Source organism: Marisediminitalea aggregata, from assembly GCF_900129565.1.
GTDB classification, from domain to species: Bacteria; Pseudomonadota; Gammaproteobacteria; order Enterobacterales; family Alteromonadaceae; genus Alteromonas; species Alteromonas aggregata.
Genome location: NZ_FQWD01000008.1, coordinates 172,642 through 196,385 on the forward strand (window position 1 = coordinate 172,642; position 23,744 = coordinate 196,385).

Consider the following 23,744-nt stretch of genomic DNA (forward strand, 5'->3'; position numbering starts at 1 on the left):
TTGCACCCATTAGCTGAACGCGCTGGGTCAAAATCAATTTTGGCTACGCATGTTTACGCTGAGTGAGCTCACACAAATTCTCATTAATAGCTGCCGAATTTATACGTTGGTGAATATCGCTAATAGCTTGGTCAATTTGACTAATCTGTTTAACGATTCAGCATGAAACGGAACGGCTAGAACATCGGGAATCAATAATTTTCAATAAAAACAATAGGTTAAAAGTTGGCACGTGAATTGTAATCCCTATAGCAAGTATCAAGTAATTTTGAATTGAATCAAACTGGAGGCTACACCATGGGAATGTTCACAAGAATCAATGACATCATCCAATCTAACATCAACGCACTACTGGACAAGGCTGAAGACCCTGAAAAGATGATTCGCCTGATCATTCAGGAGATGCAGGAAACACTGGTTGAAATTCGCAGCCTGGCAGCAAAACACCTGGCAGAGCAAAAAACGCTCAACCGTCAGGTCGAGGCGCTTGAGAAGCAAGCGCAACACTGGCAGGAAAACGCCGAGCTTGCAGTGAGTAAAGGTAAAGATGATTTGGCCCGCGCTGCGCTGGTCGAGAAACAAAGTATCGAAGCGAAGAAGGCGGCTTTGGAAGAGCAACTGACCCGATTAGACGAAATCCTGGGTTCTGTACAAGACGATACGGCCCGTTTGAATGAGAAGTTAAGCGAAGCCAAAGCAAAGCAAAAATCTCTGGTAATGCGTCGCGAGTCAGCTGTTGTTCGTATGCAGGCCAAGCAAGCTTCACACAGCGACAAAATGGAAGGCGTCATGGCCAAGTTCGAACACTATGAGCAACGCGTGGACGAGCTGGAAGCAAAAGTAGATGCCTATGACCTAACTGCATCAGAGCCAAAACGCTCACTTCAGGCCGAAATTGACGCGCTGAAGAAAGATGACGATATCGATAAGGCATTAGCCGAGCTGAAAGCGAAAAAAGTCGCTTAAGCAGCAGATATCAGGCCCGGCAAGGTGCCGGGCCACAACCCTGACCTATTCACTGAGGATGTAAGCCATGAAAACGATTTATGACAACGACAGAGTTACCCGGGATTTAAGCCGCGCCGTTATATCAGGTGTGTGCGCAGGTGTTGCACGTTACTTCAAAGTAGACCCGGTATGGGTTCGTGCAGGCGCCGCGCTGGGACTAGTGTTCGTACCTATGATCACGTTGCCGGCTTACATTGCAGCCGTTGTATTGTTGCCCCGGAGGTCGTAATGAAAAATCTGATTATCGCAATACTCATTGCGGTGTTGTTGAGTCAGGCTCTGGGCGGTATTGGCGAAGAGTTCTTTGACCTACACATCATGATGGGAGATGACTTATTGAGTGGTTCATTGGAGTGGATAGTGATGGCAGGTGTTTGCGTTTTATTAGTGGTAGTCGGTTTCATTGTTGCAATTAGTGTCGCAGCTGCGGTTGGTGTTGCGATTGTCGCTACGCTAATTGGTCTGCTGTTTGCTGGCGTGAGTGTGTTTTGGCCAGTGTTACTTATCATTGGTGTGGTAATGTTGGTTGGCCGGAATAAAAATTCGGTGGCTCACTAAGTCTAAAATACGCGAATTGCTGTAAAACTGTGATTAACGCGAAGCGATTTACATTGAACGCGTTACGCAATAGCATAGTCGGCATATTCTGAAAAAAGAGGCAGTTTCTGCCTCTTTGACTTTTCGGCAGCAAATAAGGATTTTTATGAAACAGTATCTCAATGCAAAGTCCGTAGGTTTAACCGCAGGCATCCTCATTGTTGTTTTCTGGTTAATTGGTGTGTATTGGAGTTTCGAACCTTCAACGTTCGATGTCAGGGCAAATGCAAAAGCGCAACTGAGCTCAACAACCGCCGGTAGTGTGCCTGAAGATGTGCCCGGCTACACTGTTACCGCTACCTTAATTACCGTTGCAGAAACCCTGATGGATAAACCGGGTGGCTATTTGTCGAATGACGTTACACCACCGTCAGTATTACTGGACAATATGCCAAGCTGGGAATTCGGCGCGCTGGAAATGGTACGTGACATGGCGCTGTCGATGCGCAAGGATTTCAGTCGTTCTCAGTCACAATCACTGGAAAACCCACAGTTAATCAAAGCCCAGCCTAAGTTCAATATCGACAGCCGCAGTTGGCTGTTTCCTTCTGCAGAATCGCAATATCAAGAAGCCATTGAGTTTTTAGCCGACTATCGAAATGAATTGGCAGACCCTGCCCAGGGCGACAGCCAGTTTTATACCCGTGCCGATAATTTACGAGAATGGTTAAAGCAGGTTGAAAAGCGTTTGGGCAGTATGTCGCAACGCCTGAGTGCCAGTGTTGGCAGTGAACGGGTGAATACTGATTTGGCCGGCGACTCAGCGGCATCAAACTCTACACCGCGTCCCAGTGCATTACAAAATAAAACCAGCTGGTGGCAGTTGGATGACGTATTTTATGAAGCGCGTGGTGCAACATGGGCACTTTTACACCTGTTAAAAGCGGTAGAAGTGGATTTTGCCGACGTGCTTGAAAAGAAGAATGCGTTAGTTAGTTTACGCCAGATAATCAGAGAGTTAGAGGCAACGCAGCAGACAATTTGGAGCCCCATGATCCTCAATGGCAGCGGCTTTGGTATGTTAGCTAATCACTCGTTAGTTATGGCGAACTATATTTCTCGTGCAAATGCAGCCATAATTGAGTTGTCTGAATTACTCAATCAAGGATAAACGATGAAAAAACGTGTATTAGCGGCCGTAATGGGAAGCCTGTTTTTAGCGCCTGTTGCCAAAGCAGATATGTTGCTGGGTATTTATGCCGGGGCTCAGGGTTGGAATACTTCCACTACGGGCGGTTTTTCTGAAAGCTCGACAGGGAGTGCTACATTTAATTTTGACGATGAGACTAACACGTCTTTTTATGTCGCTTTTGAACATTTCGTGCCGCTGGTACCGAACGTAAAAGTCAACTACACCAGTCTGGACAGCAAAGGGAACACCGATCTACAGGCGTCGTTCGACTTTGACGGTAATACGTATGAAGAAAATACGACGTTGCTGACCGAAACGAACATTGATACCACTGACTTTATCTTGTACTACGAGATTTTCGACAATGATTTAGTGAGCTTCGATATTGGTGTAAACGGTAAATACATTGATGGCACTTTGTATGTAGAAGATGCCGACAGTGGCGAAAGTGGTGAAACGGCATTCAAGGGTATTATTCCAATGGCCTACAGCCGTGTGCAGGTTGGTCTGCCATTTACCGGTTTGTCTGCGTATGCCGAAGGTAGCTACTTGTCGTTTGACGACCACAAGGTGAGCGACTTCCAGGTTGCATTAACCTATTCATTTGTAGAGAACCTGGCAATCGATATGACACTACAAGTTGGCTATCGCGATATCACTGTTGATATCGAAGATCTTGACGATGTATACGCCGATTTAGGCTACGACGGTGTGTTTGCCGGACTGGAAATTCACTTCTAGTCCATTCAGTAATAAAAAAGCTAATTTTATTCTTTCCAGTTATCAGTAAAACTCATTAGCCTTGTAGCATGCAAATAAGGCTAATGAGTTATGTCAGCAAATTCTAATCAAACAAACGGCGCACCCGGGCCGATTATCAGTGAGCCGCAATGGAATGCCATTACGCAGGCTATTGCCGGGTTAAACGCACAGCAGCTTAGCTGGGTAAGTGGCTATCTGGCCGGTTTGGCTGCATCTGGTCAAGCGTTGCCGCAATCGGCAGGTGCCGTTGCCAGCGCAGAAACTGCAGGTGATGCACCGGTTCTGACTATTCTGTATGGTTCGCAAACGGGTAATGCCAAAGGCATTGCGCAATCTTTGCAAGCCAAAGCGGAAGCGGCAGGTTACACCAGCAAATTGCTAAGCATGGCTGATTACAAGCCACGTCAAATCAAAGCTGAAACCCACGTGGCGATTGTTGCCAGTACCCACGGTGAGGGTGAGCCGCCCGATGACGCTATTGAACTGCACGAATTCCTCGGCAGCAAAAAAGCGCCTAAGAATGCCAATCTGAAATACTCGGTATTGTCGTTGGGTGATTCCAGCTACGAGTTCTTCTGCCAGACAGGTAAAGATTTCGATGAGCGTTTAGCAAAGCTTGGCGCCACAGCAGTCGTACCTCGTGTGGACTGCGACGTTGATTATGAAAGCGAAGCGCAAGCCTGGTGCGAGAAGTTTATTGAGTCGCTAAAAAGTGACTTTACGGCACAAGCCGGTGCAGCAGTAGCTATGCAACAAGGTAGTGCGGTACAAGCGGTCGCTGCTGCGCAAACTTACACCAAAAAAGCACCTTTTACTGCGACTTTGCTGACGTCACAGAAAATTACTGGTCGTGACTCGGTGAAAGATATTCGCCACATCGAAATCAGCCTGGAAGACTCTGGTATTCAGTACCAGGCGGGTGATGCGCTGGGTGTATGGTTCAAAAACGACACTGCGTTAGTAGAAGAGCTGATCGGTTTAATTGAAGCCAATGCTGACGAAACTGTGGAAGTCGACGGACAGTCGTTGACACTGGCTGAGGCGTTAATCAGTAAATTGGAGTTAACACTAAGCTACCCGGGATTTGTAAAGGCGTATCAGGAAGCCACAGGCTCAGAAGCGCTGGCTAAATTACTGGAAGACAAAGCGGCGTTGCGTGAATATCTGGCAGACCGACAAATTGCTGACATCGTTCGCGATTATCCTGCAGCGGTTGCGGCACAAACTTTTGTAAACGCATGTCGTCCAATTACACCACGTTTGTATTCTATTGCTTCGAGCCAGTCTGAAGTAGAAGACGAAGTTCACCTAACCATTGCACACGTTGATTACGACGCGTTTGGTAAGCGTCATCAGGGTGGTGCGTCTGGTTACCTTTGCGAACGTCTTGAGGAAGGCGGTGAAGTAGAAGTATTCGTAGAGCCTAACGACAACTTCCGCTTACCAGCGAACCCGGATACGCCCGTGATCATGATTGGACCGGGTACCGGTATTGCGCCGTTCCGTTCATTTATGCAGGAACGCGATGCCCAGGGCGCAGAAGGCAAGAATTGGTTGTTCTTTGGTAACCCCAACTTTACGCAGGATTTCCTGTATCAGCTGGAATGGCAGGCCTATGTGAAAAGTGGCTTGTTAAGCCGCATTAGCCTGGCTTTCTCTCGCGACCAGGCTGAGAAAATTTACGTGCAGGATCGTTTGCTGGAAGAAGGCAAAGATGTATTTGCATGGCTGGAAGAAGGGGCACACGTGTATGTGTGTGGTGATGCAAACCGCATGGCAAAAGACGTAGAAAACGCCTTGCTGGACATCATTAAAACCCACGGTAACAAAGACGACTCGGAAGCCAAAGCGTACTTGCTGGCTCTGCGTAAAGCAAAACGATATCAGAAGGATGTCTATTAATGAGTGATTCTAAGTCTCCTTATATTGTAGAAGGCAAGCTGGCTGACAACGAGCGTTTGAAAGCCCAAAGCCGTCATTTGCGCGGAACCATTGAAGCCGATCTGAAAGACCCGTTAACCGGTGGTTTTACCGCCGATAACTTTCAGCTGATCCGCTTCCACGGTATGTACCAACAGGACGACCGTGACATTCGCGCAGAACGTAACAAACAAAAACTGGAACCGCTGCATAATGTCATGCTGCGTGCCCGTTTACCAGGTGGCATTATTACACCTGAGCAATGGCTGGTTATCGACAAGTTCGCCGAAGAACACACCATGTATGGCAGTATTCGTTTAACCACGCGTCAGACATTCCAGTTTCACGGTGTATTGAAGCCAAACATTAAATTGATGCACCAGACACTGAACAAAGCCGGTATTGATTCTATTGCTACCGCGGGTGACGTAAACCGAAATGTGTTGTGTACGTCAAACCCTGTTGAATCACAGGTACATCAGCAGGCTTATGACTGGGCGCGTAAGATCAGTGAGCACTTACTTCCTAAAACCCGCGCTTATGCCGAAATCTGGTTAGATGGCGAGCGTTTGGAAACCACAGATCAAGAGCCTATTCTGGGTGACAACTACTTGCCACGTAAGTTTAAGACAACGGTTGTGATCCCGCCGCAAAACGATGTGGACGTGCACGCAAACGATCTGAACTTTGTAGCCATTGCTGAAAACGGTGAACTGGTAGGTTTTAACGTGCTCGTTGGTGGCGGTTTGGCCATGACGCACGGCGATAAATCTACCTATCCGCGCAAAGCTGATGACTTTGGTTTTATCCCTCTGGAGCACACGCTGGCTGTTGCTGAAGCAGTTGTAACTACGCAGCGTGACTGGGGTAACCGTGTAAATCGTAAAAATGCGAAAACCAAGTACACCCTTGAACGCGTTGGCGTAGATAACTTCCGTAAAGAAGTTGAACAGCGTGCGGGTGTTGAATTTGCGCCAAGCCGTGCTTACGAATTTACCAGCCGTGGTGACCGTATTGGCTGGGTTGAAGGTATCGACGGTAAGTTCCATTTAACCCTGTTTATCGAAAACGGCCGAATCCTGGATTATCCGGGCAAAACCCTGAAAACCGGTTGTCGTGAAATCGCGAAGATTCACCAGGGCGATATGCGAATGACCGCTAATCAGAACCTGATCATTGCGGGTGTACCGGCGGACCAGAAAGACGCGATCGAGGCATTGGCCCGCGAACATGGCCTGATTCAGCCTGATGTTACCCCTCAGCGCATGGATTCAATGGCGTGTGTTGCCTTGCCGACCTGTCCGTTGGCGATGGCCGAAGCTGAACGATTCCTGCCAGGTGCTGTAGACCAACTTGATACGTTAATGGCCAAGCATGGTCTGAGCGATGACAGTGTTATCTTCCGTGTTACCGGCTGTCCGAATGGCTGTGGTCGTGCGATGTTGGCGGAAGTGGGCCTTGTTGGTAAAGGGCCTGGTCGCTATAACCTGCACCTTGGTGGTAACCGTGAAGGTACGCGTATTCCTCGCATGTATAAGGAGAACATCACCGAGCAGGAAATTCTGGACATTCTGGATGACCTGTTAGGCCAGTGGGCAGCAAATCGTCAGACTGGCGAAGCGTTTGGTGATTACGTGGTACGCGCAGACATCATTAAACCCGTGGTAAATTCCGCTCAGGATTTTTATGACTAATCACGAACTAAGCCAGATTAGTCAGCCACTCAGCCTCGACATTTCCGAGTCTGAGCTGGCTGAAATCAATCAGGAACTGGAGCAAATGGATGCGGCCAGCCGGGTACGTTGGGCCATGGCCAACCTGCCTGGTGAGCAAATTGTGTCGTCGAGCTTTGGCGCACAATCAGCGGTGATGTTGCATTTGTTGACCCAGGCCAGACCTGATATTCCGGTAGTGCTAACCGATACAGGCTATTTGTTTCCGGAAACTTATCAGTTTGTTGATGAACTGGTTGAAAAACTCAACCTGAACTTAAAAGTGTACAGCTCAGACATCTCTCCTGCCTGGCAAGAAGCGCGTTTCGGCCGCTTGTGGGAAAAAGGCATTGAGGGCATTGAGCAGTACAACAAAATGAATAAGGTTGAGCCCATGCAGCGCGCGTTGAAGGAGCTCAACGTAGGTACTTGGTTTGCTGGTCTACGCCGTAGTCAGGCTGACACGCGTCAGCGTTTGCCTGTGTTACAAAAAGTCGGAAAGCAGTTCAAACTGTATCCGATAATCGATTGGTCTAACAAAGACTTACATTACTACCTCAAAGACAATGGCTTGTCTTACCATCCGCTTTGGGAGCAGGGGTATGTATCGATTGGCGACTGGCACACAACGCAATCCCTTCAGGAAGGTATGAGCGAACAGGATACCCGTTTCTTTGGGTTGAAACGTGAGTGCGGCCTTCATGAATTCGGTGACGGCATTTAGCCGTCACTGCCTTTTCTTCTTCCTGTCAACAGGCCCTAACCTGTCTTAACTTGTCACCGTGAAGTAGCGGCGAAACAGTTGCTGCACGTCAGCCAGCAAGTTCGCTGATTCATTGCGTGGTATTAATTTCGCAAGTTCTGCACCTACCGACGTAAAGCGATAATACGTTAACCACAGACTGGCATGTTTAGGCGTCAGCTGTAGCTGCGTTTTCGAAAACTTAAGTAACTGCGACGTTCCTTTTGGTAATAGTCCGGTTTCGACCTCTGTTGCATACAACAACTTCATGTTGCTCAGGGCCAGTATGTCGGTGTAGGTCAGGCCATGTTGAGATAATTGCACTGCGCCATTCGACGCAGGAGACAGCAAGCTCAGCAGTCCGGCTTTAACGTGATACCCGGTTATGATGACAGGTGTAGGATCCTGATTCCGTCGGCAGGCTAATTGGCAGGCCCGGCTGAAAAGTTCGGCATCTCGCTGAGTCAGTTTAGTCAGTGTTTCCAGCGTTCTGAGCGAAAAGCTACCTGGTCGTTGCACCTCAACGGCAAGGATTTTTCCCCACAACTCCTGCATTTCAGCAGCATAGATATTTTCCGCCATAGCAGTAAAGGCGTGAAACCAGTCGGGATCAATTTGTTCTGTAGAACTTTCTGAGTAAGACACGCCCATGGCAATTGTCATAATACTCTTTAAGTTATTTAACCGGTTTTGTTCTTTCAATCGTCTGAAATTAGCCAATTCCTGTGGTTCGAAACCCCTGAAATCGACGGCGTGGGGTGTGACGCCTATTTGCGCAAACCAATAGCTAATACGCTGCTGCATTACGGTACCGGACGCGCCGCTTTGCTGAGTCCCGGCCTTTTTACGACCCGATGTTGGGTCGGTCTTAACGCCTGGCTTTTGCGTCGTTATACCTCCGGCGAGATGAGGTGGCGCATTTGAAGGTATTTTCATCTATTTGAGCACTAAAAGTGGCGAAGATACGTACTTGTGTATTACTTTAGTGTATAGCGAGATTGCTTTGCAAATTGGCTTTTAAGCGGTAGGATGTGATTAATATGTATGAGATACCAAAGTACTGATGTCAGCGGAATACGATAACGACGAGCTGGTTTTCCTCGATGAAGATAGTCATCAGGAGCTCGATGATAAAAATAAGCGCCAGTGGAATATTCTGATTGTTGATGATGATGAAGAAATTCACACTGTCACAAAGCTCGCGTTGTCTGGCTTGGTTGTACATGATCGAACTCTCAATTTTTTGCATGCAAACTCGGGTAAGCAGGCAAAAGAAGTCCTGGATGAACACGGGCGCGATGTGGCAATACTGTTGCTCGATGTTGTTATGGAAACTGACGACGCGGGGTTAACCGTCGTTGAGTATCTGCGTGAGACCCTTAAGCTGCATGAGCCGCGTATCATTTTACGTACCGGGCAGCCGGGTTTTGCTCCCGAAGAGCAAATCATCAAAACCTACGACATCAATGACTATAAGATGAAAACCGAACTGACGCGGGCAAAGTTGCTCACGACAGTCATCTCTTCAATTCGGTCTTATCAGCAAATTCTTACCATTAACCAAAGCCGGTTAGGCTTGCAGAAAATTATTCACTCATCCGCCAATTTGCTGGAAGAACATTCTATTAAGGGCTTTTGCGAGGGGATTGTCACGCAAATCAGTTCGCTGATTGGCCTGGAAGCAGAGGGCATTGTGTGTGCCAGAGCCGGATCCGTGTTAGACAGAGACGACGATGGCGTGTATGTATTGGGCGCAGCAGGTGACTATGCGCCTTATATAAACGAACGCATCGAAGAACTGCACAACGAATTGATTGTTGACAGTGTATCGCGTTGCTTGCGTCAAAAAGAGCATATCTTCGGGGAAGGTGTGTCGATTTTGTATCTCAACAGTTCCGGTTTCGAAGCCGCGGTGTATTTGAATCTGTCACATGATATCAGTGACTTAGATCGACAATTGCTGGAAGTTTTCTTAACCAGCATTTCTGTAGGCTATGAAAACGTTTATCTGTTTCACGAACTTCGCAATGCGGCATTTCGCGATTGGCTTACCCGATTGCCCAACCGCAATGAATTTATCAAGATTCTGGACACACATTCCAAGGTAAACCAAGACACCCAGATGTGTGCAGCCTTGGTTGACGTTAATCAGTTTTCCGACATCAACGACGGGCTTGGCCAGGAAACCGGTAATGAACTACTCAAAGCCGTAGCAAATCGATTAAATGAGAGCTTTGGTGCCGATGTACAGAAGGGGCGTATCGCCGCGGACGTATTTGGCCTGCTAGGTCCGGCAAATGTGGTTACTCCCGATAAAATCAATGCCGCCTTTCAACAGCCGTTTACCGCAGATGACCATACCATGCCGCTTAATGTAACGATTGGCCTGTGTGAGTTGGATGACAAGAATAAAGTGTTGGGCGTTGATTTGTTGAAGCGTACTAACATTGCACTGAATCGGGCTAAAAAGGTCCCCAATACCAATTACGAGTATTTTGCGCCTGAGATTGAAGAGCAGACTACCTGGCGTCTACACCTTATTCGACGTCTGCGATCTGACTTTGCTAATCGCAAACTCGAACTGTGGAGTCAGCCGCAAATTGAGTTGGCAAGTGAAAAAGTGATCGGCATGGAAGGGTTGTTGCGTTGGCCTGATGGCAACGGTGGCTATATTTCACCGGCGGAGTTTGTGCCATTAGCTGAGTATTCCGGGCTGATTGTTGATATTGGTCATTGGGTACTGGAAGAGTCCTGCCGCCGTTTGCAAGAACTTAAAAAGCTGGGCTACCCACATTTGCGTGTCGCGGTGAACGTGTCTATTCCGCAATTCCGCGACCCGGAATTCGTCAATAAAGTGAAGCGTTTACTGACTGAGTACAATTTGCCACCCAGCCTGTTGGAGCTGGAAATTACCGAAAGCGTGGTAATGGATGAGCCACAAATTGTTATTGATGCACTCACTGACTTAAAAGAGTTTGGTGTCACCATTGCTATCGATGACTTTGGCACAGGCTTTTCGTCTATGAGTTATTTACAAAAGCTTCCTTTGCATCGTTTAAAAGTGGACCGTTCTTTCGTTAAGGATATTGGTGTGGGTGAATCCGCCCTGATCGCCGAGACCATTGTGACGCTGGGTAATAAGCTCGGACTCGTTACCATTGCTGAAGGAATAGAAAAGCGTGAACAAGCCAATCACATGATTAAGTTGGGCTGTGACGAGGCGCAAGGTTACTTGTTTGGCAAACCCATGCCGTTTAACGAACTGATTGCGTTTTTGGCGGAGCATGACGCGAATAACGGTTAGTGTCCGCTATTTCAAATAAGCGTGTAATTTATTTCTGATGGCGCTGAGCTGATTGTTAAGCGCCGCTTCATTCTGCTTTAACCACCGGTTGTTTCTGCCTGACGGGTGAGGCAATACAAACATGCTCTCGTCACCTAGGTGGGCATTGACCGCTTGAGTGAGCGTCGAATAGGTTGGCAAATAGTACTTCTGTGCATAACTGCCGACCAGAATAGTAAGGTCAGGCTGAATCAATTGCCATATTCGGTTATGCCACGCTGGTGCACATGCCGGACTGGGCGGTGCATCCCCTCCGTTTTTCTTTCCAGGATAGCAAAAGCCCATTGGCATAATTGCAAATAATGTGGGGTCATAAAATTGACTGCGACTTACATTCAGCCAGCCCCGCAGTCTGTCCCCGCTGGGATCATTCCACGGAGTATGACTGTTGTGGGCTAACAGACCCGGGGCCTGACCAATAATTAAGATCCTGGCGTGAGGGTGAAGTTGCACAACCGGTCTGGCTGGAAGAGGGAGTGATGATTGGCACAAGCTGCAGTGACGTATATTTTCCAGCGTATGCTGGAATGTACCTGAGTATATTTTATTATTCGTGTTGCTTGTCATAAAGCTGTAACAAAACTATGTTCTTCGATTGAAAAATCGTCAGCAATGCAGTAGTATTAACATATCGTTAATTATTGGAGAAGTCCCATGCGTAAATTTTTAGTAGCTTCTGTGCTGGCGGCAAGTGCTTTCACGGCGCAGGCAAACGCGGGTAACGATAAAGCTTTTGCATGCATGGATGCCAAAACGTTTGAAATTAACAGCAGCTGCATGGTTGATACAATTAGTAACAACATGCATTTCAAAGCCGCTCAACAATCTATCGTTGAGGTAGCCAACGCAAACTCGGCTGAATACGCCATTGCCACAATGACGTTTGACGCTAAAAAAATGACAATTGATATCGTCGCTCACCGAGATGCATTGCTAGTAAAAAATAACCTAGCACAGCCTAATCGCTAATCGCTTAAAGCATATTAAACAAAAAACCGGAGTTAAGCTCCGGTTTTTTGTTTCTGGTGAAAAGAGGTAGCGGACTTAGTCTGAAAATACCCGATTGAGTCCATTCAACGCCGCAACCCGATATGCTTCGGCCATAGTCGGGTAGTTAAATGTGGTATTGACGAAGTACTCTATGGTATTACCGCCGCCATCTTGTTGCATAATTGCCTGCCCAATGTGAACAATCTCAGAGGCACGCTCACCAAAGCAGTGAATACCGAGTACTTCTTTGGTTTCCCGATGAAATAGAATTTTTAAGCTACCAACCTGTGTAGAAGCAATTTGTGCTCTTGCAAGGTGTTTAAACTGAGCTCGGCCAACTTCATAAGGCACTTTCATTTGTGTCAGTTCTTGTTCGGTTTTACCCACTGAACTAATTTCCGGAATCGTGTAGATACCAGTAGGGATGTCATCTACCAGATGGGCATTCGCATTGCCGCTTAACATCGCTTCAGCAGCAAATCGCCCTTGGTTATAGGCAGCAGAAGCAAGGCTTGGATACCCTATAACATCACCCACTGCATAAATGTTTTCAACCTCGGTCTGGTAGTTGCTGTTCACTTTCAACTGGCCTCGAGAATCCGCTTTTAAGCCAACATTCTTGAGGTTAAGCATATCTGTATTACCGGTTCTGCCGTTTGCGAACAACAAACAGTCTGCCCGCATCCGTTTGCCTGATTCCAGGTTCAGGATCACGCTGTCATCGCGCCCTTCTACCGAGCTATACGATTCGGTATGGCGAATTACAACGCCGTTGTTCCACAGATGGTAGCTAAGCGCATCAGAAATTTCTGCGTCAAGAAATGACAGCAGCCGATCACGCATGTTAACCAGGTCAACCTTCACGCCAAGACCGCGAAAAATTGATGCGTATTCTGTACCGATAACCCCTGCACCATAAATAATGATGGTTTGCGGTTCATGATCCAGATTTAATATGGTGTCTGAGTTGTAGATGCGTGGGTGAGAAAAGTCGATATCTTTGGGGCAATAAGGGCGTGAGCCTGTTGCAATAGCGATTTTCTCGCCGGTAATAATTTCTTTTGAATTATCAGCGCGTAAGATCTCAACAGTATGCTGATCAATAAAACTGGCTTCACCGTGGATCAGTGTTACGCGGTTTCTGTCGTAAAACGACGAGCGTAGACGAGTTTGCTTTCTGATCACGCCACTGGCGTGTTGCATAATGTCAGAGAAGGTCAGGTTCCGCGAAACGTGGTTATCGGCAAACAGCGGTGTTGAGTTGTACTCAATAAGACGGCTAACTGAATGTCGGAGTGCTTTTGACGGTATTGTTCCCCAATGGGTACAACCGCCGCCAACCGCATCGTATTTCTCGATAACGGCAACGCGTTTTCCAGCTTTAGCAAGCTGCATTGCCGTCCCTTCGCCCCCAGGGCCAGTACCAATTACAATAGCGTCAAACTGAAATTTGGGTTTTGCGGTCTTCTTCGTTGTCATGATTTTGCGCTGCACTTGCCTGAAGTTGTGGAATATTTCGGATGGTTATGTCCCATATTAGCCAAAAATAACTGATATGTTTAGGGATTTATTTGTAGCCATTGGTCTGATGTCGTCGTGTGTGAATACAGGACTGAATCGATTCAGTGATCCGATGGAATGGTGGATACGGGAAACGTTAGTGCGAATTGGGTTCCTCTGTGCGAGGTACGTTTAATTTTTATATCGCCATTAAAGGCTTGATACATCCAGGCCTTCGCCATATGTAGTCCCAAGCCGGTATGTTGTTTGTGTCGCTTACTGGTAATAAATGGGTCAAAGATCTGTTCCTGAATCGATTCGGGTATACCACATCCATTGTCTGTCACGGTAATCTCAACCTTGTCGGGAAATGAGGAGCCTTCAATAATGACCTGATTCGCGTTTCTGTCATTAAATGCGTGGGCCAGGGTATTGCTGAGCAATATTTGGATGATTTGTGAAAATGCACCCGGGTATCCTTCAATTTCCAGGTCATCACCAATGGCGTTTTTCACTGTTACGTGATGTTGTTTGAACAGGCCGGCCATACTGCGTTCGAGATCCATAATAGTTTGGCGTACCTTGAAGCGGGTAAAGTCATCTTTGGCGCGTTCAAAAGAAAGACGTTTGAAGCCTTTAACCAGACTAATTGCCCGATGATTGTTGTCGTTGGCTAACGAAAGAGTTTTGTCAGTTTGACTTATAAAATGATGAAACTGTTCTTTAGTGAGACCTTCATTGGCCTGCCTGCGCAGTGCATCCAGTAAGTTTTTTAAATTTGAAAGCGCCATGTTGGTAGCACCAACCGGTGTATTCAACTCATGGGCGAGGCCGGCTACCATAATACTTAGCGAAGACAGTTTTTGTGATTCTGCCAGTTCTTCAATTAGGACGGTTTGCTGGTCAAGCGCGGTTTTCAGTGAATCCCTCTCCACTTTTATTGCTTTGCTAAGACGTTGTAGACGCTGAATATGCTTAACATATAAAAACAGCACAAGTAACCCAAACATACATAACCCCAGGGCATACAATATGGCTGTTTGAAACGCATTGGTTTGCAGGGCTGGCAATACATCATCACGGCTTTTGGTGAGTAGGTAGATGTCGGGTAAACCTCCGGTTTCAAGGAACGATGAGTTTATGCGCTGGGCGGTTACCACTGTGTTGTTTAGTGTTTGCGTCGTTATACTGTCTTGGGTGGAAAGTTGGTGCCACAAAGAGGGGATTTCGACCACGATGTTGGCTGGTGCTTTTATCAGGTCGACGCTCCATTCTTTGCTCTCCATCGGGTGCAAAATCCATTTTGACGTGCCAGCACCGACAAGTAGGGCACTCTCCGGCGTATTGAGAGACTTCAAGCTGCTAAGCAGAGGCCTTAAATCAAAGTTTATAACCAGCAGACCCGTGCCTAGTTCAGCTTGTTCGGCTTTGGTTACCGCTCTGATTGTTGGTTGAAAAGGGCGTTGCACTTCCCCGTTTTCGATATTCAGATCAATTGGCGTAATAAAAATCTCATTGGGGGCTAACTGTATGCCAGCGCTGAAATAGTATCTCGCCGCTTTGTTTTGAAGTGCTGATTCTTCTACCGAATACAGTGTGTTGTCAGGCGCTTTTTCCAAACGGATTTTTTCGTTTCCATTTTCATCCAGCCATCTGACCTGAAGCAATTCGGGATAAACGTAAAACAGCGTTCTGAATGCGCGCCTTATGGTATTTTCTTCTGGCTGCAATAGCTCAAGTTCATGTTTAAACAGTCGCATGACTGTTTCGATTTCACTTATTTTTCGATTAATTAATACCGATGCAGTATCAATTTGGGAGCGTTGTGTAACTCGGATAGGATGTTGCAGCGAGGCTAATTTGTCAGAATAGGCAAAATATCCCACGATCGCGGCAACGCAAAGTACAAATACAATCCATACAAAACTCCACACATAGCGTAAAACTCCCTGTTGCAGCTTCATTTTGGTCCGCGATAGTGATCGGTTAACCAGTCCAGCGCGTCAGCTAACGGCATTGGCTTCGCGTATAAAAATCCTTGGGCAAATTTAAAATCATTTTCCAGCAGTAACCTTTCCTGTTCTTTACTTTCGATGCCTTCTGCAATGACATCAAAGTTAAACCTGTGTGCAACGCGCGCTATCATCTGAATGACATGCAGCGCATTTTCGCGATTAGGACTGGTAAGGTCATGCACAAACTGACGGTCGACTTTAATGGTAGTCGCTACCAAATTGGTAAGCTGTGACAGCGATGAATAGCCCGTACCAAAGTCGTCAATGCTAACGTTAACACCGAGCTTGATCAATTTGCTCAGCACGGGATTAAGTAATTGGTAGTCCTGGGTTGCCTGGCTTTCAGTAATTTCGATTTCGAGCATCGATGGTTTGACTTGCCCTGTCTTTATAAAGCTTTCTATTGCCTGGTAAATGGCCGGATGAGAGACGTCATTGTACGCCAGATTAAATGAGACAGGCAGAGAGTAGCCGGCGTTTTGAAACTGTCTGATTATTTGAACTGTCATATGTAACACCAATTCAGACAGTTCCAGACTCATACCCGACGCTTCAGCTATGGGGATAAAGTCACAGGGCGGGCAGAGGGTGCCATCGGGCTTTTGCCATCTTAATAACGCCTCAAACCCTACCGGTTGACCGTTTTGCATATCTACTTTTGGTTGTAATGCGAGATAAAACCCCTGCTGTTCTGAAATGGCTGTTTTTAGTTCCGATAAGATATTCATTCTCTGAGCTAAGGTATCGAGCATGTGCGTATCGAATTCAAGCACGTGTAAGTTTCGGAATTTTGCTTTGTTTAGTGCCAGGTTAGCGACAATAGCAACCTGATTAATAGACAAAGACGGAATGTCGGAAAAGTGAAGAATCCCTACCTGGACCTGTTGTTGAATTTCTACCGTGTCTACGTGCAACGGAAGTGCTCTAAACTGCTCTATTTCGTAGATCTTAGGCAGCTTTGTTCTGGAAAAAACCACAGCCACCGTATCTTCATCCCAACTGGCTATTAGCGTACCAGTGGGAAATTGAGCTTTTAGCGAAACTACCAGCGCTTTTCTGATGTCATTAGCGTAATGATGGCCGACCATCATTTCCGTGGCGTCCAGATTTTGTAATCTGAACAATAAGAGCGAACAAGCGTTGCGCTGTGCAACGTTGAGTTGATTCAGTTCACGTATCAGCCAGTTGCGATTTTGTAAGTTAAAGTCCATATCCAGGTAAGCAAGCTGACTTAACCTGTCCATTAGTGCCTGATTGACGAAGCCACTGCTAATATTTTCAGCAAACACCTGTAAAAGAGAAACATGGCTGTCATCCAGGCTATTGGGCGAGTCAATCAGCATCAGGTATTTTCGGTCATCAAACTGACTGGTATCAAAAAACAAGACTGAGAAATTCTTATCGAAGACGTGTTGTTTTGTGTCGATACATGTCGCAATCGCTTCTTTAATAGTGTCTCGTACGATAGTGGGGTACAGTGAAAAAACGTGGGCTAATTCAGTATTAATCAAGGGACGAAAATGTTGACTGGCGGCAACGATAGGGATGTCCGTATAGGGTTGTTCTCCATCACTTGTTAGAGCGCAAATAATACCGCCAGAATTCGGAACGCTGATAACTTGTGCAATTTCTTCCAGCACGGTTTGGGCGAACGCATCGACATCTTGTTTCGCTGTAAGCGCTCTCGATGCATCTACGATCATTTGAAGGCCGCGACGCGCCGCATAGAGTTCATGTGACATTTGCCAGGTACGCAGGTTACTCATTACGATGCTGGTTAGCTTCTCGGCATCTAGATCGGCTTTGTTCCAGTATTCGGCAATATCGTAGTCTTGTACCGCCTTCTGTCGGGGATTAATGCCAGGCTGGCCTGTAAGTAACACGATCCTTACCAGTGAGTCACCCAGGATATTCCTGACAGTGTCAATCAGGTAAAAGCCTGCATCATCGGTTTCCATGATAATGTCGAGTAGAATAAGGCTGATATCTCGATGCCTGGAGAGAACGGTTGCGGCTTGTGCTGCGGAGTTGGCTTTTATGAGCTCTATTTTCTTGCCCATGAACGTGAAGTTGGCTAAAGCCAGTGCAATAACGTCCTGGTAAGACTGGTCGTCCTCGACACTAAGCACTTTCCAGGTTTCTGTTGTCCCCTCGACTGATGTACCAGGCGACGCTGAGAATTCAAATAGTTCATTCATGTAAGCATACCTGCCAAAAAGTTAGCAAAACACTGATCCAGTTGATGGATGAACTGGTGGGCGCGGTACGCTGTTCGTTTGCACATTTCCCTGTGTGAGTGAGGTAAATGCCAAACTCTCTTTTACGACAAGAATCCGGCGCCTTCTTAGACTAAAGTATTATCGGTATTGGCAGGAATTCAAGTTTCAGACAATAAAAAACGGCAATGCCCTATAGGGGATTGCCGCTTTCTAGAACGTGGCGTGCTTAGGCGAACTGAACTTCGAGTTGAGATACTTTTAGCCATTTCTCTTTCTGTAAAACCAAAGAGTGCTTAAGTTCTTTGTATTTAAGGTCGAGCTCAAGACGCTCCATACTTCGCATCAGGTGTTTCTTACGCAGGTTCATTATGCGCTTTTTCGTGGTGTAGTAATCGGTCATTTTTTGGAGTAGAACGTCGTACTCTTTCTGCAAGGTTTGCATGACCTCTTCCGCGTTTGGTAGCTTGGAGACTTTCTGACTTGCACGTTTTAATTGCATCGCCGCGCGGGCTTTTTCAATACGTTCTTCCGGGCAGGTGCGCAGGTTCTTTGTCAGACCTACAAATGACAGACCTTTGATTAGCCATTTTGTTGGGTCAAACTGATACCAGCGAATACCGTTGCGATAGTCATATTCAAAAATATGGTGAAAGTTGTGATACCCCTCACCGAACGTGAAGAAGGCCAGAATGCCATTGTCACGTGCACTGTTAGTGTCGGTGTAAGGCTGACTGCCCCAATAGTGTGCCAACGAATTAATGAAGAATGTAACGTGGTGAACCGCGACTAGGCGAAACACGCCAGCGAGTAAAATCATGCTGAAAATGTCGCCATTTAACCAACCCAAAAAGCCAGTCAGGCCAAAGTTAGCAATCAGCACAATTGGCAGGTAGTGGTTGTGTTGCCACATAACCACTTTGTCTTTCTGCAAATCTTTACAGTTGCTGTAGTCGTCGTAGCGATGTGACTGGTATTCACGCAGCATCCAGCCAATGTGTGAAAACCACAATCCCTTACCTGCGGAATAGGGGTCTTTGTCGTCTTCGTCGACGTGACGGTGATGAACCCGGTGATCAGATGACCAGTGGAGAATACTGTTTTGCAGCGCCATTGCGCCACCAATTGCCAGCACAACTTTTACGACAGGGTGAGCATCATAGGTCTTGTGTGACCACAAACGGTGGTATCCCGCTGTTATAGACATGCCCGTTGCGTAAAACAACACTAGGGTGGTTACGATTTCGGTGGTGTCAAATCCCTGTGTCATTGCCCAATAAGGCACACCAACAAATGCGATGAGTCCGGTGATAACAAACACCAGAATATTGGTGATGATTAAACGTGGCTTTTTCATATGATACAACTCAGCTTACAACTGTACGCTAATTTAGCCTCAAATCGCGTGTTTCGCAAGGAAAATAGGGGTAATATTAACCCTAAGAATAAAGAGAGGACTGCTGTTGAGTCGCCAGGAACAGAAATTAAAAACGCGCCAAAGTATAATTGATGCGGCATTTCAACTGCTTAACGAAAACCGCACATTATCGGCTATAAGTTTGCGCGAAGTCGCTCGGGAAGCGGGTATTGCCCCTACGTCGTTTTATCGCCATTTTAAGGATATGGACGAATTGGGTCTGACGTTAGTTGATGAGGCCGGGTTAGCATTGCGTCAGTTAATGCGTCAGGCTCGCCGACGTATTGCGTCGGGTGGCGGCGTTATTGATACGTCGGTTGATACGTTTATGGAGTTCATTACAGCCAGCAGCAATGTGTTTCGATTGCTCCTGCGCGAACACACAGGTACGTCAGCGGCCTATCGTCTGGCGGTTTCGAGAGAGATCCAGCATTTCACCGATGAGTTGAGTGATTACATTATCGAGCAACTCAAAATCCCACACGATATTGCCGTGCTCCAGGCTGAGGCCATGGTGCGATTAGTCTTCAGCGCCGGTGCAGATGCATTGGAAGCTGACGCGATATTGAAAGCCGCTATCAGTGAAAGAGTGAAGAAGCAATTGCGCTTTATTCAGTTAGGCAGTTTGGCTTTTTGGCAAAAGTGGCCCGACTAACCGGGCCGTGTGAATCACTTCTTGCGTCGCAAAAAGACGCCGGATTCCATGTGATCGGTAAACGGGAACTGATCAAATAAAGCGGCCCGCGTAACTTCATGGGTTTTCGATAATGCCGACAAATTATCGACCAGCGTGTTTGGGTTACATGAGATATAGATAATGTGCTCGAACTGGCTGATCATGGCCAACGTATCAGGGTCTAATCCGGCCCGGGGTGGGTCGACCAATACGGTAGTAAAATTCTTGCTGGTTAAGTCTATGCCTTTCAGACGCTCAAACTCGCGTTTGCCTTCCATCGCTTGAACGAATTCTTCGCTGGACAAGCGTGCAATTTGCACGTTATCGATATTGTTAACCGCAATATTGTATTGCGCCGCTTCAACCGACGGCTTGGCGATTTCTGTGCCTACAACAGAGTCAAATTCACTTGCCAATGGAATGGAGAAGTTACCCGCACCACAGTAAAGCTCCAGTAGATCGCCAGATAACGGCTTCGACTGTGAAATGGCCCATTCCAGCATCTTACAGTTAACTTCAGCGTTGGGTTGCGTAAAGCTGTTTTCGATATGTTTGAATTGATAGGTTTTACCGTTTACTGGCAGTGACTCAATAATAAAGTCATTACCGATTATTCTTTTTTGCTTTCGGGCACGGCCTATCACACTGACATTAAATGTCTGATTCAGTGTCTCGCGCATGTCGTTGGCGGCTTGCTCCCAAGTGTCATCGAGCTGGCGATGGTAAAGTAAACTGATCACACACTGGCCTGATAGGCCGCTCAGGTAATCAATCTGAAACAACTTTTTACGCAACACTTCAGACGGAGTAATGAGTTCCAGTACGCGCGTCATTAGTGCGTTGATTGTTTCTGATGCTGGTGGGAATGCATCTACCCGGTACTTTTGCTTAGTCGCCTGATCAAACATGATGTGGTAGAGGTCATCACCTTCATGCCATACGCGGAATTCTGCACGCATACGATAATGCTGGGGTGGCGAAGCGAATACATCAAGATCGTCGCGGTAGTAAGGAGCCAGCATAGCGGACAACGTATTTGCTTTATTGTCGAGCTGTGCCTGATAGTCTTTCTGCATATTTGCCTGCATCGTCTTAAATTCCCCCTACAATTAAAGGCGGCATTGTAGTGAGTTTTGTCAAAACTTCCACTTTCACGCATCTGCTATTTTACGGTAGTTTAAAAAATAAGCGAAAATAGTAAAAGGACGCTAAATAAACTCACGAACTCGCCGATAAGATCTATGAGGTGAGAGAGGGTTTTTATTATGACAGTTGATTCAATTCCAGCTGGAAAGAGTGATCCTGGGAAAGTTGAGAGTCCCAGAACAAGCTTAAACAAACAGCTTCAGCAAGAAGGCTTGCGCCAGGCGCGTGAGTTTCAGCAATCCACACAGTCTGTTCAGTTAAGCGTTTCACAAACTGCCGTGTCAAATAAAGTGGTGGTCACCGCCATGGAACAGAATGTTGTGGTGAATGAGCGTCGTTTTGACAATAGTCAGTATGCTAATGCGGCGCCAGAGGCATCCAAATCACTATTTGATTTCGAAACTGTAGCCAACAACGTACTGAAATTCGTTGGCGGTGTAGTGCGTGGGGCCGCGAAAAGTGGTGCCGATGACGAAACGTTAACCGACCTGATTGGACAAGCGCGCAGCGGTGTCGCTAAAGGTATCGCGATGGCGCAAAAAGATCTTGCCGGGCTCATGAACAGCGAGATTTCGCAAGGCATAGAAAAAAGCCGTGAGGCTATCGGAAATGGCATAAATGAACTGGAAGATGAAGTCCTGGGCAAAAGTGAAGCGGCTTCAGGTATTATGGCCCAACAGCTATTCGCGCAGAACATGAATGCTGAGCAGGCCGGACTGGTAATTAGAACCAAAGATGGCGACGAAGTGTCTTTGTATTTCGGACAGGCCAGACAGGTTAGCTACAATGCTTCCTACACTTATAATGCACCAACAAATACAGGAAGCGGTTCGTCGGCAACTTCAGAATCAGCGTCGTTCAGTTTTAACCAGTCTTTACAGTATACAGAATACAGCGGGGTCAGCTTTGCGGTTAAAGGCGACTTAGACGAAGGTGAGTTAACAGCGATCAGTGATTTGTTGAAGCAAATTACCGATGTAAGTCGCTCGTTCTTCGATGGCGATATTGAGACAGCATTTAATAAAGCACTCGAACTTGGTTTTGATGAGAATGAACTGGCTGGGTTTTCTTTACAGCTGGATCGAAAGCAAGTCAGTGAGAAAATTGCGGCCTATCAGCAAAATGAAAGCGAAGTAGATAATAAAGAAGCACTGCGTAAACAGTTAGAGCCATTAAAAGCTTACGTAGAGCAATTAAAGTCTATGCAGGACCTGTTAGACAAGACACTCGAAGTGGGTACTGATTACTCAAAAGTGATTAATGGAGTAATCAATCAAATGACAGATGTTCACGTTCCGGATGTGGTGTCAGCAATCAATCGCTTCCATCAGTTTAATAGTAAGCTGACTGACAACACGCAAACTAACTAAAAAAAATAAGCCCCCAATTGGGGGCTTAGTATTTATGGAAGAAAAGTTTGGAAAAGATTAACCGGGTACTTTGTCTTTCGCAGGCCTGACTTTCAACGTCCTGTCCTGGAAAACAGAATCATTAAACTGACCTATGATAGCGTCTACATCGCCATCGACCACCTCAATAAATCCATAGCCTTTTCGTTTTCCGGTTTTCTTATCCTTCATTAAACGGACAGATTGAACCCGAATATGATTTTCAAAGTAGGCCTTTACTGCATCTTCGTTTGCTTTATACGGTAGGTTACCAACGTAAAGCGTAGAGACATTGTCATCCATTACTGTGTCAGAGGAAGATGATACTGGTTTACTCGTAGCTAACAGCGAAGCTATCCATGGTGTAACGATACCGCTAACTAATAAAGAACCCGCTACCACTGCCGGTGTGTACGCATCTAAAGGAAACTGATGAGTGAAAAGGAAACCAACAAGTGCCAGAACGAGACTGATCAAAACACATTGCATTAAGCTGACTTTCATAATGCTACCTTAATAATATTGTTATAGAGAATAGGTTTGCATCGGAAATTTTACTCATTTATAACAAAATGAACAATATTGATTCACAAATTCCTTGCTTTGATGCTTAAATAATCGAGAATTGTTGTGAAAATAAGCGTTTAAAAAGAATTTCAATAAAAACGCCTTAAAATTACAAATAAGTGTTGACGCAAACTCTCAGGGATGTAGAATGCGCGCCAGTTCTGAGGGGCTCCAAGGCAAAAGCCGGAACCTAAAGTGATTTAGAAAAACTCAAAAAGAGTTATGAAAAAAAGCTTGACACTCTAAACTAACAGCGTATTATACGCATCCCGCTTCGGCAGGTTCTGAAAGAACGCTGAAGCAGCAAACAAGTGAGTTTGCACTGTTCTTTAACAATTTATAACAAGACAATCTGTGTGGGCACTCATTAAGAGTGTCAACAACGACAATTCAAAATTTCGATATATTTAATTGAAGAGTTTGATCATGGCTCAGATTGAACGCTGGCGGCAGGCCTAACACATGCAAGTCGAACGGTAGCAGGAAGTGCTTGCACTTCGCTGACGAGTGGCGGACGGGTGAGTAATGCTTGGGAACTTGCCTTTAGGTGGGGGATAACAGTTGGAAACGACTGCTAATACCGCATAATGTCTACGGACCAAAGGGGGCTTCG

General features: G+C 46.4%; 20 protein-coding genes and 1 rRNA gene. 13 read left to right on the top strand and 8 right to left on the bottom strand.

What is annotated here, in order from left to right; genetic code table 11:
• Positions 1 to 297 precede the first annotated feature (297 nt).
• The 8 genes from pspA (at position 298) to BUB81_RS20575 (ending at position 7,855) form a co-directional block, all read left to right on the top strand.
• Entirely contained in the window at positions 298 to 966 is a 669-nt protein-coding gene (pspA, locus tag BUB81_RS20540; RefSeq protein ID WP_073325227.1) for a phage shock protein PspA, read from the top strand.
• A gap of 67 nt (positions 967 to 1,033) precedes the next feature.
• A complete protein-coding gene (locus BUB81_RS20545; RefSeq protein WP_073325228.1) occupies positions 1,034 to 1,237 on the top strand; it encodes a PspC domain-containing protein in 204 nt (67 codons plus the stop codon).
• The gene (locus tag BUB81_RS20550) at positions 1,237 to 1,566 is read left to right on the top strand and encodes a hypothetical protein (RefSeq protein ID WP_073325229.1); all 330 of its coding nucleotides are present in this window, start codon (positions 1,237 to 1,239) and stop codon (positions 1,564 to 1,566) included. Before BUB81_RS20545 ends, BUB81_RS20550 begins: the two co-directional genes overlap by 1 nt.
• 145 nt (positions 1,567 to 1,711) lie before the next feature.
• Positions 1,712 to 2,716, top strand: coding sequence for a DUF2333 family protein (locus BUB81_RS20555; RefSeq protein WP_073325230.1), 1,005 nt, complete (start codon positions 1,712 to 1,714; stop codon positions 2,714 to 2,716).
• A gap of 3 nt (positions 2,717 to 2,719) precedes the next feature.
• Positions 2,720 to 3,478: a TIGR04219 family outer membrane beta-barrel protein gene (locus BUB81_RS20560; protein WP_073325231.1), complete on the top strand. Its 759-nt coding sequence runs from the start codon at positions 2,720 to 2,722 to the stop codon at positions 3,476 to 3,478.
• A 90-nt stretch (positions 3,479 to 3,568) separates the two neighbouring features.
• Positions 3,569 to 5,401 carry an assimilatory sulfite reductase (NADPH) flavoprotein subunit gene (locus BUB81_RS20565; RefSeq protein ID WP_073325232.1) on the top strand — a complete coding sequence of 611 codons (1,833 nt, stop codon included), beginning with the start codon at positions 3,569 to 3,571 and terminating at the stop codon, positions 5,399 to 5,401.
• Entirely contained in the window at positions 5,401 to 7,113 is a 1,713-nt protein-coding gene (gene cysI, locus BUB81_RS20570; RefSeq protein WP_073325233.1) for an assimilatory sulfite reductase (NADPH) hemoprotein subunit, read from the top strand. Before BUB81_RS20565 ends, cysI begins: the two co-directional genes overlap by 1 nt.
• Positions 7,106 to 7,855 carry a phosphoadenylyl-sulfate reductase gene (locus tag BUB81_RS20575; protein ID WP_073325234.1) on the top strand — a complete coding sequence of 250 codons (750 nt, stop codon included), beginning with the start codon at positions 7,106 to 7,108 and terminating at the stop codon, positions 7,853 to 7,855. Before cysI ends, BUB81_RS20575 begins: the two co-directional genes overlap by 8 nt.
• Positions 7,856 to 7,900: 45 nt before the next feature.
• Here the strand turns inward: BUB81_RS20575 and BUB81_RS20580 are convergent, their stop codons facing one another.
• The gene (locus tag BUB81_RS20580; protein ID WP_084526775.1) at positions 7,901 to 8,809 is read right to left on the bottom strand and encodes a TIGR03899 family protein; all 909 of its coding nucleotides are present in this window, start codon (positions 8,807 to 8,809) and stop codon (positions 7,901 to 7,903) included.
• Between the two features lie 127 nt (positions 8,810 to 8,936).
• Between BUB81_RS20580 and BUB81_RS20585 the strand changes: the two genes are divergently transcribed.
• On the top strand, positions 8,937 to 11,177 hold the full coding sequence (locus BUB81_RS20585; protein WP_073325235.1) for a two-component system response regulator: 2,241 nt from the start codon (positions 8,937 to 8,939) through the stop codon (positions 11,175 to 11,177).
• A 6-nt stretch (positions 11,178 to 11,183) separates the two neighbouring features.
• On the opposite strand, the gene BUB81_RS20590 is transcribed toward BUB81_RS20585, so the two are convergent.
• A complete protein-coding gene (locus tag BUB81_RS20590) occupies positions 11,184 to 11,669 on the bottom strand; it encodes a uracil-DNA glycosylase family protein (protein ID WP_245819304.1) in 486 nt (161 codons plus the stop codon).
• Between the two features lie 201 nt (positions 11,670 to 11,870).
• Between BUB81_RS20590 and BUB81_RS20595 the strand changes: the two genes are divergently transcribed.
• Positions 11,871 to 12,185 carry a hypothetical protein gene (locus BUB81_RS20595; RefSeq protein ID WP_073325237.1) on the top strand — a complete coding sequence of 105 codons (315 nt, stop codon included), beginning with the start codon at positions 11,871 to 11,873 and terminating at the stop codon, positions 12,183 to 12,185.
• 75 nt (positions 12,186 to 12,260) lie between these two features.
• On the opposite strand, the gene sthA is transcribed toward BUB81_RS20595, so the two are convergent.
• The 4 genes from sthA to BUB81_RS20615 all read right to left on the bottom strand — a co-directional run bounded on the left by sthA (position 12,261) and on the right by BUB81_RS20615 (position 19,294).
• Positions 12,261 to 13,685 carry a Si-specific NAD(P)(+) transhydrogenase gene (gene sthA / locus BUB81_RS20600; protein ID WP_073325257.1) on the bottom strand — a complete coding sequence of 475 codons (1,425 nt, stop codon included), beginning with the start codon at positions 13,683 to 13,685 and terminating at the stop codon, positions 12,261 to 12,263.
• A 143-nt stretch (positions 13,686 to 13,828) separates the two neighbouring features.
• Positions 13,829 to 15,670 carry a sensor histidine kinase gene (locus BUB81_RS20605; RefSeq protein ID WP_073325238.1) on the bottom strand — a complete coding sequence of 614 codons (1,842 nt, stop codon included), beginning with the start codon at positions 15,668 to 15,670 and terminating at the stop codon, positions 13,829 to 13,831.
• On the bottom strand, positions 15,667 to 17,919 hold the full coding sequence (locus BUB81_RS20610) for an EAL domain-containing protein (RefSeq protein ID WP_073325239.1): 2,253 nt from the start codon (positions 17,917 to 17,919) through the stop codon (positions 15,667 to 15,669). Before BUB81_RS20610 ends, BUB81_RS20605 begins: the two co-directional genes overlap by 4 nt.
• Positions 17,920 to 18,166: 247 nt before the next feature.
• Positions 18,167 to 19,294, bottom strand: coding sequence for an acyl-CoA desaturase (locus tag BUB81_RS20615; RefSeq protein WP_073325240.1), 1,128 nt, complete (start codon positions 19,292 to 19,294; stop codon positions 18,167 to 18,169).
• 106 nt (positions 19,295 to 19,400) lie between these two features.
• Between BUB81_RS20615 and fabR the strand changes: the two genes are divergently transcribed.
• On the top strand, positions 19,401 to 20,009 hold the full coding sequence (fabR, locus tag BUB81_RS20620; protein WP_073325241.1) for an HTH-type transcriptional repressor FabR: 609 nt from the start codon (positions 19,401 to 19,403) through the stop codon (positions 20,007 to 20,009).
• Positions 20,010 to 20,023: 14 nt separating this feature from the next.
• On the opposite strand, the gene trmA is transcribed toward fabR, so the two are convergent.
• Positions 20,024 to 21,118 (bottom strand): tRNA (uridine(54)-C5)-methyltransferase TrmA, encoded by a 1,095-nt coding sequence (trmA, locus tag BUB81_RS20625; RefSeq protein WP_073325242.1) that lies wholly within the window; start codon positions 21,116 to 21,118, stop codon positions 20,024 to 20,026.
• 177 nt (positions 21,119 to 21,295) lie between these two features.
• Here trmA and BUB81_RS20630 point away from each other — a divergent pair, with 177 nt between their 5' ends.
• On the top strand, positions 21,296 to 22,546 hold the full coding sequence (locus BUB81_RS20630) for a DUF5610 domain-containing protein (protein WP_073325243.1): 1,251 nt from the start codon (positions 21,296 to 21,298) through the stop codon (positions 22,544 to 22,546).
• A 57-nt stretch (positions 22,547 to 22,603) separates the two neighbouring features.
• On the opposite strand, the gene BUB81_RS20635 is transcribed toward BUB81_RS20630, so the two are convergent.
• Complete coding sequence (locus BUB81_RS20635; protein ID WP_073325244.1) at positions 22,604 to 23,068, bottom strand: RNA recognition motif domain-containing protein; 465 nt, start codon at positions 23,066 to 23,068, stop codon at positions 22,604 to 22,606.
• A gap of 471 nt (positions 23,069 to 23,539) precedes the next feature.
• Here BUB81_RS20635 and BUB81_RS20640 point away from each other — a divergent pair.
• A 16S ribosomal RNA gene (locus BUB81_RS20640) occupies positions 23,540 to 23,744 on the top strand; the annotation flags it as partial.